At 28.8% G+C, this 13,752-nt stretch carries 10 protein-coding genes; 2 read left to right on the top strand and 8 right to left on the bottom strand.

Going from position 1 to position 13,752, the window contains the following annotated elements; all coding sequences use genetic code 11:
- Positions 1–11: 11 nt before the first annotated feature.
- On the bottom strand, positions 12–383 hold the full coding sequence (locus tag ACLHDE_RS03515) for a hypothetical protein (RefSeq protein WP_415397832.1): 372 nt from the start codon (positions 381–383) through the stop codon (positions 12–14).
- 67 nt (positions 384–450) lie between these two features.
- Here ACLHDE_RS03515 and ACLHDE_RS03510 point away from each other — a divergent pair, with 67 nt between their 5' ends.
- Entirely contained in the window at positions 451–846 is a 396-nt protein-coding gene (locus ACLHDE_RS03510; RefSeq protein ID WP_415397831.1) for a rhodanese-like domain-containing protein, read from the top strand.
- Between the two features lie 131 nt (positions 847–977).
- On the opposite strand, the gene ACLHDE_RS03505 is transcribed toward ACLHDE_RS03510, so the two are convergent.
- Positions 978–1,418, bottom strand: a complete 441-nt coding sequence (locus ACLHDE_RS03505) for a hypothetical protein (RefSeq protein ID WP_415397830.1) — start codon at positions 1,416–1,418, stop codon at positions 978–980.
- Positions 1,419–1,484: 66 nt separating this feature from the next.
- Between ACLHDE_RS03505 and ACLHDE_RS03500 the strand changes: the two genes are divergently transcribed.
- On the top strand, positions 1,485–2,195 hold the full coding sequence (locus ACLHDE_RS03500; protein ID WP_415397829.1) for a DUF445 domain-containing protein: 711 nt from the start codon (positions 1,485–1,487) through the stop codon (positions 2,193–2,195).
- A 260-nt stretch (positions 2,196–2,455) separates the two neighbouring features.
- Here the strand turns inward: ACLHDE_RS03500 and ACLHDE_RS03495 are convergent, their stop codons facing one another.
- The 6 genes from ACLHDE_RS03495 to ACLHDE_RS03470 form a co-directional block, all read right to left on the bottom strand.
- The gene (locus ACLHDE_RS03495) at positions 2,456–5,398 is read right to left on the bottom strand and encodes a DEAD/DEAH box helicase family protein (RefSeq protein WP_415397828.1); all 2,943 of its coding nucleotides are present in this window, start codon (positions 5,396–5,398) and stop codon (positions 2,456–2,458) included.
- 3 nt (positions 5,399–5,401) lie between these two features.
- The gene (locus tag ACLHDE_RS03490) at positions 5,402–7,300 is read right to left on the bottom strand and encodes a site-specific DNA-methyltransferase (protein WP_415397827.1); all 1,899 of its coding nucleotides are present in this window, start codon (positions 7,298–7,300) and stop codon (positions 5,402–5,404) included.
- Between the two features lie 16 nt (positions 7,301–7,316).
- Entirely contained in the window at positions 7,317–10,709 is a 3,393-nt protein-coding gene (locus ACLHDE_RS03485; RefSeq protein ID WP_415397826.1) for a hypothetical protein, read from the bottom strand.
- A gap of 104 nt (positions 10,710–10,813) precedes the next feature.
- Positions 10,814–12,553 carry a DUF2326 domain-containing protein gene (locus ACLHDE_RS03480; RefSeq protein ID WP_415397825.1) on the bottom strand — a complete coding sequence of 580 codons (1,740 nt, stop codon included), beginning with the start codon at positions 12,551–12,553 and terminating at the stop codon, positions 10,814–10,816.
- Positions 12,540–12,788, bottom strand: a complete 249-nt coding sequence (locus ACLHDE_RS03475) for an ABC-three component system middle component 6 (protein ID WP_415397824.1) — start codon at positions 12,786–12,788, stop codon at positions 12,540–12,542. The genes ACLHDE_RS03480 and ACLHDE_RS03475 overlap by 14 nt, the downstream gene beginning before the upstream one ends.
- Positions 12,785–13,684: an ABC-three component system protein gene (locus ACLHDE_RS03470; protein WP_415397823.1), complete on the bottom strand. Its 900-nt coding sequence runs from the start codon at positions 13,682–13,684 to the stop codon at positions 12,785–12,787. Before ACLHDE_RS03470 ends, ACLHDE_RS03475 begins: the two co-directional genes overlap by 4 nt.
- Positions 13,685–13,752: the final 68 nt, after the last annotated feature.

Raw genomic sequence — 13,752 nt, 5'->3', positions numbered from 1 at the left:
AAGAGATTCTCTTATTCCCATTCATCATATTTAGAGTTTGTATGTTTGTCTTTTTTATACCTTCTTGCATTTTTACTCTTGTCTAACTGATTTGAGCTATATAAAATTTCATCTTTAATATCTTCTATACTTTTACTACTATCTTTAAGCGAAATTATCTTTTTTACAAGCTTTTGCAAATCTTGTAATTCACCTTTATATAGAGGTATTTCTTCAATTCTATTTAGAAGTTTAAGAGCATTGTCTATTTTTTTAGCGTATCGCTCCATTGAAAGCTCAGGGGTATTCATAAGATAAGATATTATACTTTTGTGAAATCGTTCCAAAGCTCTTATGTAACGGAGTCTGTTTGAGTTTTCTATAGCTTTATTAGATGCTGACATATTGTACCTATTGTTTAGTTATCGTTGCTATAATTATACACTTTAATTACTATATGGAGAGCACAACTTGACAAAAATATTATTATCACTGATAATTTTTAGCATTAGCTTATTTGCATCTATGACAAATGAATATCCATCACAAAAAATTTTAGACTCTAAAATTCCTATTGTTGATATCAGAACACCTGGAGAATGGGTGGAGACTGGTATTGTTAAAAATTCTATTACTATTATGTTTTGGGATGAAAAGGGAGGCTATGACGTTAATGCTTTTTTAACTGAGTTAAACAAAAAAGTAGATACGAAGAAACCATTTGCCCTGATTTGTAGAACTGGGAGTAGAACAAGCATAGTTGCAGACTTTTTAGCTAAAAAACTACACTATGATGTTGTCAATATTTTAGGTGGTATCGTCTATCTAAAAGCGATGAAACTAAAGACTGTTCCATACGAGAAATAATGAGTTTTTTAAAATTCCTCTTTCATTTTACAATAAGAGTTACAATTGTATTTGCTTTTATAGCTCTTATTGTTTTTTTACTATGGGGTGCACTATATCTTGCTTTTATAAAATAACTGTTCCGTTATATCTTATAGAAGTGATTTAATAACGTTACTTACACCTTGATGTAGATTATAATGAGAGATAGGAAAGTCTAGTAGCTCATCTTCTAGATTTACATTATAATGACTAAGATAGTCACCTAATATCTTCAGGTCAATATCTGTTTTAGACTCATCTTCAAGCTTATTTGATCTTTGTATAGAAAAAGCTAATGATTTAAGACTGACAAAATCACTCCACTTTAAAAATAGCTCTGGAGTCAGTTCATCAACACTCTCTCCTTCTGGAGTAAATAATTTATTGGTATCTCTTAGAGGAATCAACACACTTAGTATAGCTTGAGTAAAAGGAATAACTTTATCTCCCCAAAAAGCCTGCTCATTTCTAAATTTCAACTCTTTAGATAAAACTTCTGTTATCTCATCTGTGCCCGAACTTTTAAAAAGTTCATAATTTTCTTGTTTCATAGTTATCCTATATTTGCAATATTTGAAATTTTAAGTATAATCTCGTTTTTAAACTAGGAGATTATATTGAAATTAAATAAAAGTTATATTACTCATCTGATTGCTGTAATTTTAACAGCTTTATCATTTGTTATACCTAATGAACAGAGTTCTTTGCTTCTTTTTGCAGGTCTTTTCGCACTATCAGGTGCTCTTACTAATCATCTAGCTATTCATATGCTTTTTGAGAAAATCCCTTTTCTTTACGGCTCAGGCATTATTCCTGCAAGATTTGAAGCTTTTAAAGAGTCTATTAAAAATCTTATGATGAATGAGTTTTTCACAAAAGAGCAATTAGATGACTTTTTTAAGAATGAAGAAAAAAAAATCAACTTAGAACCTATCATTAAAGAAACAGACTTTACACCTGCCTTTGATGCGCTAAGTAAAACTGTAATGGAGTCATCTTTTGGCGGAATGCTTGGAATGTTTGGAGGTGAGAGTGCCTTAGAAGGGCTTCGTGAGCCATTTTCTCTAAAGATGAAAGCGGCTGTAGTAAAGATAGTATCTTCAGATGCATTTAACAAAACACTTGAAAATCATATGCAAAACTCACCGCTTAGTGATGATATGCTAACTTCTATAGAGCGTGTTATAGATGCAAGGTTAAATGAACTAACTCCACAAATTGTAAAAGAGATAGTTCAAAAATTAATTAAAGAACATCTTGATTGGCTTGTCGTTTGGGGAGGAGTATTTGGTGGACTTATTGGATTAATAAGCTCATTCCTAATATAGCCCTACAATAGGCTATATCAAGATATTATTATTAAAATTTACAACATTTTTTTACAACATTTTGTAATAAATCTGCTAAATATTGACTAAAATTGAAAATATTAAAGTTCGATGATTGGTTTTTCAACTATCTCTTGTTCTTACTTTTCATCTGCTTTATTTAACATATGTGACAATTACTTTGTTTTGTCATTGCTATTTATCCTCTAATAAAATTTATCCTTGATTTTTATACAATACAATATTAAAATTCTTAATTTTTACTTTAAAATATCACTTATCAACTGTGACAAATCAGGGCTATTTAGTTTAGTCTCATACTTAACATTCACGCCTTTTTCTTGCAACTTTTTAAAAAATGCTTTAGCACTTGCAATTTGAAGTTTTTCTTTAGTTCCAATCTCTTCATCTGTATCATAGCCTTTGGTTTCAACTACAAAATACAATTCTTTATCATTTTTAGACTCTATTACATATCCAAAATCTGGGTTATAGTTTCTTCCATGAGCAGTAGGAATATTTACTTTTGGTAGTTTACCAAATACTGTAATCCTTTTATCATCAGATTCATCTATAGTAAATTTTTCAATATTACTATCAACTTCCATAAAGTCTTCATTATAGATTGATTTTTCTTTTATAGATTTAGCTTTTATTTTATATGTTTCAACACCTAAACTACCCTCGGGTATAAACTCTTTTATATTTCCATTTTTATCAGTTAGTGAAGTATTACAAGTTTTTATCTCTTTTAGATCATAAGATATTTTATTAATAATTGTTTCATAGATAGCACTTACAAGCTGTTCTTCTATCTTTTTAAGTGCTAAATTTTCATTTTGAGGTATAAGGTCAAATTTTTCTTTTTTTATCTCATGAAGTATTTTAGCTATTGTTTGCATACTTAACTTAGTATTGTTAGATAATGCTTTTACAAATTCATAAAGTGTAAATATAGAGTGAGTTTCTACTGATACTGTATCTTTCTCACTATCATGCTTATCTTGATCTTCTACATGCTTATCTCTTTTTACAATAATATCTTGACCACTTATTGTAAAGTTTGCATTTATCTTACTTTTTGCTGTTTTGACTAATGTATCACTATTTATATCATACTTTACAACTGCATCATAGTTTAAATTATCCCATAGTGCTTTAAACTTTTTAAAGTTCTCTTGATGGATTTTGATTTTCCCTTTTTCTTTCTTACCACTTCTATCTTTTGCTTTTATTCTATTGTGAGCTTTGAAGAAGCTATCAAAGTACTCTTTTAATTTAGAACTATCACAACCTTTTATATCTAAAGATTCTAGTTCTTTTGATTTTAAGATATATTGTTCTTTAGATATAGTTATTTCACTCATATCTTCATCATCTATAGTTATAAATTCCATATCTTCAAGCTTATCAAGTAACTTAACTGCTGCTCTTGATGTAGTAGCTATATTATTTTCTACCATTATATCTTCGTTAAATAGCTTAGATACTTGTTTAACACTATGTTCACTTATCTCACTCTGAATAGAGGCCACAAAGTTTTCTTCTGTAGATGGAACTACTACAAAAAGCTCATTTACAAAGTCAAAGTTACTATCTTCTTTTGTTATTCTTTTACCATCTTGAGCAACTGCAAGTCTAAGTCCTCTTCCTATTTGTTGTAGTTTCGATATTTTTGAGTTACTAGGTGCCAGTTTACATAGTGTCATTACATTTGGATTATCCCAACCCTCTTGTAATGCCCATTGAGAAAATATAAATCTAAGGTTACTATCAAAAGATAATAGTTCCTCTTTCTTATTTAAAATAAGTTCAATAGCCTCTGCTTCATCTCCCTCTTTTTTAGACTTTGCGAAGTATCCACTGTGTAACTCTTTTAAGTTATCTTTTGTTTTTAGAAGATACTCTTTATAATCTTCATCAAGATTCTCTCTTTTTAAAACTTCTTCAAGATTTTTCAAATATAACTTTTCAAAAACTAAAGCAAGTTTTCCATTAGTACCCTCATCAGTAAGGTACTTATCTACTCTGTCGATAAAGAATAGACAAAGTGCTTTTATATCGAGTTTAAAAAGCTCTTCTTCTCTTTCAAAGTGATTTTTTATAGCAGTATCGACGATAACCTTTTGCATCTCATCAAGTAGTACACCATAGCTTTCACTAACTCCTAAAGATAAAGAGATACTATTTGTAAAGACTATTTCACTTTTAGTTATCTTATCAACTACATAGCTATTGAGGTACTCTATATCTACCTTTTCACCAAGGTTTTCACCTTTTACTAGTTCTATTTTTTTATTTTTAGAGTTGATGTCTTTATATTCAATAGTAGCTTTATAGTCTTTTTGTGTTTTTCCTGTTACTTTAGTAAAAGCAATAGTATGATTATCTACATTGTCATTGCCTACAGTATCTACCGTTATAGCCTTTACAAGTCCTTGACTAAATGCATCTACACTATCTAATGTATAAACTAAGTTTTTGTACTCATCGCCTTTAAATGTAGCACCAAATCGCAATGTAAAAAGTGCGTTAAAAGCTTTTAGGTATTTTGCTGTTTGTTTACCCTCAAATCTATGTGGCTCATCTATAATTATTACAGGTCTAAGATGTGAGATTGCTTCCATATAACTTTTTGAACGACCTATAAGTGTAGCTTCTATTTTACTTTTATTTATATTGTTAGTTGCTCTGTTAAATGACTGATATGTAGATACAAGTACAGAGATATTTTGATCACTTGCATTGATATAGTTTAAAACAGTTTTTTCACTATAGTTATATGCAGATATTTGTTTACCATACTCTTTTACAAAAAACTCTTTTGTTATTTTGATATTTTTAATTGTACCTTGTCGTATAGGGTTTGAAGGTACCAAGATTATGAACTTTGAAAGTCCATAATCTCGATTTAGTCTGTAAATTGATTCTAAAAAAGTAAATGTTTTACCAGTACCTGTTTCCATAAGAGTATCTACTACAAGTTCATCTTTGATAGATATATCTCCTATATCTACCTTGTTTGATTCTCTAACTTTTGTAATATTATCTACTAAGATACTTTTAGACTTTTCCAGTTCAAAAGATGGATTACTTTTTCTATTGTTATTTGATATAAACGATATATTTTTAAATACATCACTTATACTGTCTACTGCTTGTTCTTGATAATCAAGTCTATCAAACTTTATTTTTAAAGCCATAGATTATCCTCTAAATCTTAACTTATCAGGCTTGATACCAAGTTTTGATATGTTGCTCTCTATCTCTAGTGTAAGTTTATCGTTACTGATATTTGGAGAATAAACTGTTATATACTCACACTCTTTTTTATCTTTTAAAGCAACTACTAGTTCATCAGAAGTTATATCGCCAAGTATAAAAGCCACATTTGAAGCTAAATAAAGTTTGTCTTTTATAAGCTCTTCATGCTTTGTACTAAGTGGTAATGTTTCTGCTACAAAAAGATTGTAAAGTATCTCTTCACTTGTTTCTATATCAGGTTTTTCCATCATAGATACTAAATCATCTTGATTTACTTCTTCTAATGATTTTTGGTATATCTTTTGTTTTTGATCTTCTACTATTTCAAAAGTTCTGAAGCCTATGTCACCTTGTACTATTCGTTCTCCAGCTCTATCTATTCTTGCTTTTGTAATATCAAAAATAGTTTCATATCCTTCTTCGTTAGCCACACTATCTACTGATGTTTCTTCTGCCCATTGAACACAAATAAATTTTCTATTGCTATTCTCTTCTTGAGCATTTAAGTCCATTACAGCATGAGCAGTTGTTCCACTTCCCGCAAAGAAATCTAGCACTATATCATCTTCATTACTTCCAATTTCAATAACTCTTTTTACTAAGTCAAGTGGCTTAGGGTGATCAAAAGGTGTAAAATCAAATAATGATCTAATTAATCTAGTTCCTTCCTCTGTTCTCATTTCTGTTTCATTCCAAATAGATTTAACTTTTGTTGTCATCCTTCTATTTTTTTCAGATATCGTCCAGCCCCCATCTTTCTTCTTTTTAGCTACAACTTGACTTAGTTCTGGTTTGTCTTTAATTATATTTTCTTGAAGTTTTTTTGTTCCCCATCGCCAAACACTTTCTTTTTTTACTGAATTATAGGGTCTAATTTCAATTGAATAATTTTCATCTTTAGTTAAGCTAACTGCACTATTACCATACTCATCAGATAAATTTGGATTTACAAAAATTGGATAAAAAAGATTAGGTCTATTTCCACTATGAAATTTTGGATTTCTATTTCTTAAATCTCTTAATTCAAAACCATCATTATTATCAAATAGTTTAAATACAATATCTTTTTTTATTTCGTTTAATTCAACTTCATCACTTGAACCATAAATTAAAATATACTCATGAGTAACAGCTATTTGATTGTAATCTCTCCCTCCTGGATTTACAATTGGCATTATTTGAGCTAAAAAGTTTTCTTCACCAAAAATCTCATCACAAAGAAGCCTCAATTGGATTAATTCATTATCATCAATTGATATAAAAACTACGCCTTCCTCTTTAAGTAAATCTTTTGCAAGTAATAATCTAGGATACATAAAATTAAGCCAACCACTATGTGTTTTAGCTCCTTGTATATTCTCTATATAGTCTATATACTCTTCATCATATCCAAGTTCTTCAAGTGTTTGTTCAGTTGAAGATGTAAAGTCATCATTATAAACAAAACCATCATTTTTAGTATTGTAAGGTGGGTCAATATAAATCATCTTGATAGCTTCAAAATAATTTTGGCGAAGTATCTTCAAAGCATCAAGGTTATCCCCTTTTATAAGAATATTTTCTGTTTCATCCCAGTTTTTCGAGTCATCTTTTAAAGGTTTCAATACTTTATAATTTTTTGTAAATGCATTGTGATAAGCCTCTTTTTTACCTACCCAGTTAAGCCCATAACCATCTTCTTTTATCTCTGCAAGTGAAGGATCTAAACTCATCTGTAGCTTTTCTTTATCTATTACATATTTTCCATCTTCATCTATGCTCACAGCGTGAGGGAAAAATTCTTTGAGTTTTTGGTAGTTGTTGTCGTTAATGGTTTGTTCTTCTATTGTGTTTTTTTTCATTTTTAGGTTTGCCTTTTCAATTAAAATCTAACAAGTAATGCAAGATTGTTGTATCTTCTTTGTTTTTTTGTCTTATCTCTTTATATAAGTGGATTGTACTACTTTGGCTATCAACTCTTTCAATATTTACGGGTAAAGCCATATCACCAAAGCCTGTATAGTTCATGTTTGATATTTTATCTTTATAATTAGTTGAATAATTAGTGAAATCTTTTTCTTTAGTGTAAACAAATACTAAAATCAGTTTACATCCAGTGGCATTGTAGCCATCAAGTTTATTTAAGTGATCTTCTATTTTGTTTTTAAAAGCTTCAAATAAAAATAAATTTCTATTTTTTGAGTTTTTGACAACCAAATCTTTTTCTCCAACTCCCTCTTTGCTTCCTGAAACTCCACCTCTTTTTTGATCTAAAATTTTCCATCCTAAAAAGCTCTTTCTTTGAGACAATAAAGAAGTAACCCAGTCATTTATAATATCTTCTAGCTCTAATTTATTTTTATCACTTACTCTTTGTAAATTTACTTTTCTTTCTAACAATTCCTCAGCAATATTAAGCATTATATCTTTTATATATTCTTCAACATTAACTTGACTTGAAAATATATGAGCATGACTTTCATCATCCATATTTTTTATTTGAAGCCAATAATCTTGGGCATCATACTTGTTATCTAGACTTCTTGATTTTTGTAAAACTACACTAGCTGATATTTTTTCTTTTACTTCAATAGTTATTTTATCTTTTATTTTCACTTCAAGTTCATTTAGCTCTTTTGTATCATCCTCGTTAAAACTTTTATGGTGTAGTTTTAGCTCTTCAAGATAGTTTAATGCTTCTGTAAATTGTTTGTTTTTTTGTAAAAACTTACATCTAATCTGTGCAATATAAAGATCATAGTAGTACACCTTTGGCAATTCATTCCACAACTCAGAAAACGACTTAAAATCATCTATATCTGCATAAAGTGCTAATAAAATCTGATAATCATAGAGTTCCTTTTCATAATTTTCTACTTTATCTTCAAGCCTTTTATACTCTGTAATAATATGTTCAAATTTCTCTTTTTTATTCACATCATCCTTATAAGCTTCATAATAAGCTCTTAGCATATTGATTAAATACTGATGATTAGGTTTGTTTTGGTTTAATCTTCTTAAAATCTCATATGCAGCTAAAGGCTTTTCGTCTAAATGAATCAATGATGTTATGAAATCTTTATAACCTGATAGTTCTAGTTTAAGTTCGTTGTCTCTAAAACTTTTTGTATTTATTGATGGTAAATTTAATCTGTTTATTGCTTCTAGTTTTTCTTCTAAGGTTTTAGACCCATCATGGTAAATATCTACTAAGTCTTTTTTATATTTAAGCTGTTCAAATGCTTGTATCTTCGATTTTAATACATCTTTTAGATCTATCCTAATAGTGTTGACATCTTTTTTCTCATCAATATTTGGGTCTTGTTGTTTAAGACTCTCTCTTTTTAATTGCTCTTTTTTATCTTCTTCTAGTGCTTCTTTGTATTTTTCAACTAAGGTATTTGCTACATCGTTAAAATTATGATTTAACGCAAAATTGATACTGTTTTGTAAATCATTATAATTATGAAACTCTGCACTTTTAAAATCAAAGTTTAATATTTTAGTTGTCAAAGTTTCTTTTCTATCATTTGATACCGTTAGATGATATATTTGTAAGAGATTTTTAATATCATTTAACTTAAAAATCTCATCTATAAATAGTTGATAATTTTCATCTTGAAAGTTATTTAATATATTTAAAAATGAGTCGTATAGACTACTTTGATGTATTGAAAAAAATATCCCCAACTCTTCTTCTATTCCAAGTCTAATAACTAGTTCTATAATTGCTTTTTCTAATTTTTCATCATAAGTCTTGCTATAAAATAAGATCAATACTTCTAAGTAGAATTTTCCTAAACTTGAAGCGTAATATCTATCATCGGTTTGCATTTCACCTTTTAGCTTTTTAATATCTATTAAGTTAATCCAACTGTTTTTTAGGTTTTCTGATGATAACTCGTAAAATAGATTAAAGCCTATATTATCTATTATTTTGGAGCTATTGACATAAAAATGTTTTGTCTCAATACTTTTATGAAACACTTTTTTTATATTTTCCAAAACAGCTTTTATAAGCTCTTCTTTTAAATTACCATAGTCTATATCATCAATTTTTTCTCTTCTATCAAGATTTTTTAAGTACCAATTCAAAATAAAATAAGAATCTTCTTGAATACTTCCATTTTGCTTTAGTAGTTTTATTTGCTTTGTTACTAACTCATTTGTAATAGAATTAAAAAGTAATGTATTGTCTTTTAAGACTAATGAACTTAGCTTATTTAAAAGTTTCTCTAATGATAAAGTGACTAGCTCATGTTTTAACTTAAAATAGCTTTGAACCAAATAATTGACTACATAAAAAACTATTTGAGCTATATCTTTTTTATAATTATGCAACAGAGTTGAAATAAATATATTTACGGTTTGATTAGATATTAATTCAAGCCATTGTTTACGATAATTAAATTCTTGATTGTTTACCAAACCATTATAATGAATTTGCATAGTAACAATATTTAAAAAACCATAATGACAATACTGTGAATTTGACAACAAATAAGTATTAAACCTTACTTCTTCACTACTTAATATCTCTCCAACAACAAAGTAATCATCTTTTAGCTCAACTAAAAGCCTATTTATTCTTGAATAAGAATCTTCTTTGTAATAGTATGGACGAGGGACTTCATGCTGTATTAAACACAAAATAAATGAAGCTTTTTTGTCTATTCTAGATATGTCAAATAAAAAGTCTTGATATTTATTCTCTTTAAAAAATTTATAAACATCAAAAAAACTATCAAAACTTTTTGGGATTCTTGTTATATCAAAATACCTATGAGATTGTCTATTTACTTCATATTCTTCAAAGCTTTTTATCCAGCCCTCTTTTGTTTCTTTGTTTTTAACAATGTACTCTGTAATCTTATCTAAAAAATATTCTCTCACTTCTTCAATTGAAGAGAGTTCAACTAACCAATACCAAAAACCATAACTTTCAAATAGTTCAATTATTTCTAGCCATTTTTTTAATGCTATTTCTTTATCATCAAAATACAACCTTTCAAATATTTCTATGCCTATTTTTGAAAAATCATTTGGATGACTATACTTTATTTTGTTATCTTCAATTAAAAAAGCTTCATCGTATTTTTCATTGAAATTTTCTACTTCATTTTGTAGTTCTTTTTTTTCAAAAACTGAAAATACAATATCAACCAGCTCTTTACATTGAGTGTTTTCAATAAAATTTTGTTCTTCTATATGGTTTGAGTATAAATTTAATTTTTTTTCTAAATCTAATATTAGTTCAGTTCCTTTAACCACAATTTTTTCCTACTTCATTTAAATAGTTCTTGGTCTTATGTTGAAAAGAAGATACTACTTGTATTAATTCTTGTTTATACATAAAGTTTTTTAATTGAGCTATTTTACTCATACCCAACATCCACCTTTACACCCAAAAGTTTTTCACTATCATCCTCATCAGTTAGAGTTAAAATCGTATTTTTTTCTATGATCTCTTTGTACTCTTGCTCTGTTAGTATTGATTTTACTTCATTGAGCTGGTTTTGATTTACAGTGGCAATGTATTGGTAGTCTGTGCCATTGAAAAGTTCATTTACTACTTTAAATATCTCTGCTTTGTGCTTTTCATCTATGCCGTCAAAAAGTCTGCTATCGTGAAAGCTAAACTTGACATTGTGTCCGTGTCCTTTAAAGAGCATCGTCATGTCGTAGCAAAAGATTTTTACATTGTTGATGCCGTCCGAATTATCTGACTCTATATTAGCTTTTATGGTGTAGCGTTGTTGGTTTTCTCCATCATTGTTATAGACTGTAATACCCGATGCATTTTTAGGGTAAAATCGTTTTGCAAAACTTCTAAAAAACTCTTGTTTCTCTTTTATAACGGGCTTTATCTCTTCAAGGTACTCTTCTGTTTTTTGTGCATATTTTATGAAGCCCTCTTTGATCTCTAAAGATTTTTTATGGTAGTTTCCTACAAGCTCTTCGTAGTTTTGAAGCTTCTCTTTTTGGGCTTCAAGGTCTTTGAGTCTGTCACTTACTTTTATGACAACATCTAATGCTTGATGTGCACCTAAATACTTCATCTTATTATCTAGCTCTCTTTTAAGCTCTACCTCTTTTTCAAGATTCTCCTCTAGTCTTTTTGAAATGAGTTGTTTTTGTTCTGAGAGTTTCTGGATTCTGTTGCTTGTAAGTTTTTCATAAAATGATTCTAGCTCATGAAGTGTTTTAGAGATATTTTCAGGAAAAACTATTTTCACTTCTTCATAAACTTTTTCTATTGAGTCTCTACCAAGGTCAGGTGATGTTTTCAAGCTTTTTGTAATATTGTCTATCTGGTTTTTTGTCAAAACTATTTCATTATGTTTTTTTGCTAGCTCTTTTTCGATAGTGTCAGCCTCTATCTTAACATCATAATAATCCTCTGCAACTTCATATTTTTCTCGGCTATCTCGTAGCTTTTCTATCTCATCTTCTAAATCTATAATCTTTAAATTTACATCTTTATCTTTTGTGAAAAAATCTTTAAGTAGTTCATCGTTTTTAATGTTTTTTTCAAGCTCTTCAACTCTCTCTTGCTCTTTTCTCAATCTATACTTTTCTTGTACAAGATTTGTATCTAAGCCCATCAAAAATGCATTTACCATAAGCTTTTGGTAATCTGTAAAAAAGTTTGATGGATTATCTGCTTCTACATAAGATTTTTTTAAAGGTCTAATAAAAAACGGCAAAGTATTTCTAAATGTTAGGTATTGGGTATCTTGTGGAAAACTAAAGATTATTTGTCTTATTTTTTCATAGAAATTATCTACTGTCATAGCAGGTTCGTCATCAAAGTATATCTTTGTTGGTTCACTCATTGTTCGTTTAATAATATGTGACTTTCCATCTAGCTCGATAGTTAAATAAAAAATCCAATCAGGTAGTTTTTCTACAAATGATTTGTAATGATCTTTTTTAGCTCCTAAACAAAAATGAATAAGTAAAACTATTAGTGATTTTCCTACACCGTTATATGTTTTACTGTTGTCACTAGATTCAGGATTTTTTTGTTTTGCCACTATAAAACTTAGTCCAGACTTGTTAAATGTTACTGTCTTAAAGCTTTCTTTATTTGCTGACAGCTCAATAAGTTTCATTTTTTACCACCTTAGCATCTATTTCTTTTACTGCATCGATTGAGTACAAAAATAAAATAGTCATAATCAAGTTATCAAAACTATGTTTTGCAAAATAAAGCTCATTCTGCAAATCTTGCTGGTACATCTGCCATAACTCATCCACGCTTCTAGGTTCGCTCAAATTTTGAAGTATATAACTTCCAAGCCCTAAAAATGATTCAGAGAAATTAATATGTTTTGCTGGCATTATCATTCTACAGGTTCCTCAAAAATATCACATGTCTCAAAATACATCGACATAATTACTATAGATGAAGCTTGATACTCAGCACTGCTTCGTGGTGATATTTCGCTTACTAACTCCCAAAAAAGTTCACTACCACTGCAAGACTTTGCAAGTTCTTGATACATACCATTGATTTTATTTTGAAGTTCTTGAGCGGTAAAATCGCTATTGTTTTTAAGGTACTCATTTAAGGTTCCAAGTTGAAAATAACCGTTTGTAAGTCTTACACTTTCATTAATACTCAAGTTATTAAACTTGATTTTTTCATCCCAATCAGGTGCTACAATATTTTCAGTTCCATTGTTTAACGACTTGCCTTTTAGGTGTTCTAATATATCGTTTAAAATGTCATAATCTAACGATGATAAATTTGCAGGGTCTGGAATATGTCCTGCAATAGTCATAATTTGATCATCGCTTAGATTATAAAGCATATTTTCTAAATCTTTTGCAACTATAAATTCGCACTCTTTGAGACTATTTGTCTGTTTGATTGTTTCTAATAATTTTTCAGAATCAGCATTTACACCTTTGTATTTGTCATTAACTACATAATAGAACTCTTGAATATTATTCCATTGACTTTGTAAACCACTAAAGTCTGTTTGTATTTTCTTTATAACTTCTGGATAAGATTTTCTTATATCTTCTGGTGCATACACTTGAAAATAAATCCCTTTGCTTTTGATATAACCGTCATTTTTTCTATCACCTATATTTCCCCAAGGCTTTATCTGGATAAATATAGGCTCTTTGTAGTTCATTATGGCACTGAATAAATCTTCAAACTTTTGTCCATCTGCTTCATGGATTTTATTTTTAAAAAGTATTCTTGAAATATGTTTTTCATCTCGTGTCATCATGCCCTCTTTATGTGTCTTATTTTATCGAAAAATATATTGTAAAAAGCTTTTGGCAAATTAGTATATTT

Source organism: Sulfurimonas iocasae (assembly GCF_047716755.1).
In the GTDB taxonomy this organism is placed as follows: Bacteria; Campylobacterota; Campylobacteria; order Campylobacterales; family Sulfurimonadaceae; genus Sulfurimonas.
Note: the sequence above shows the minus strand (reverse complement) of the source record. Positions and strands in the feature narration are given on the sequence as shown.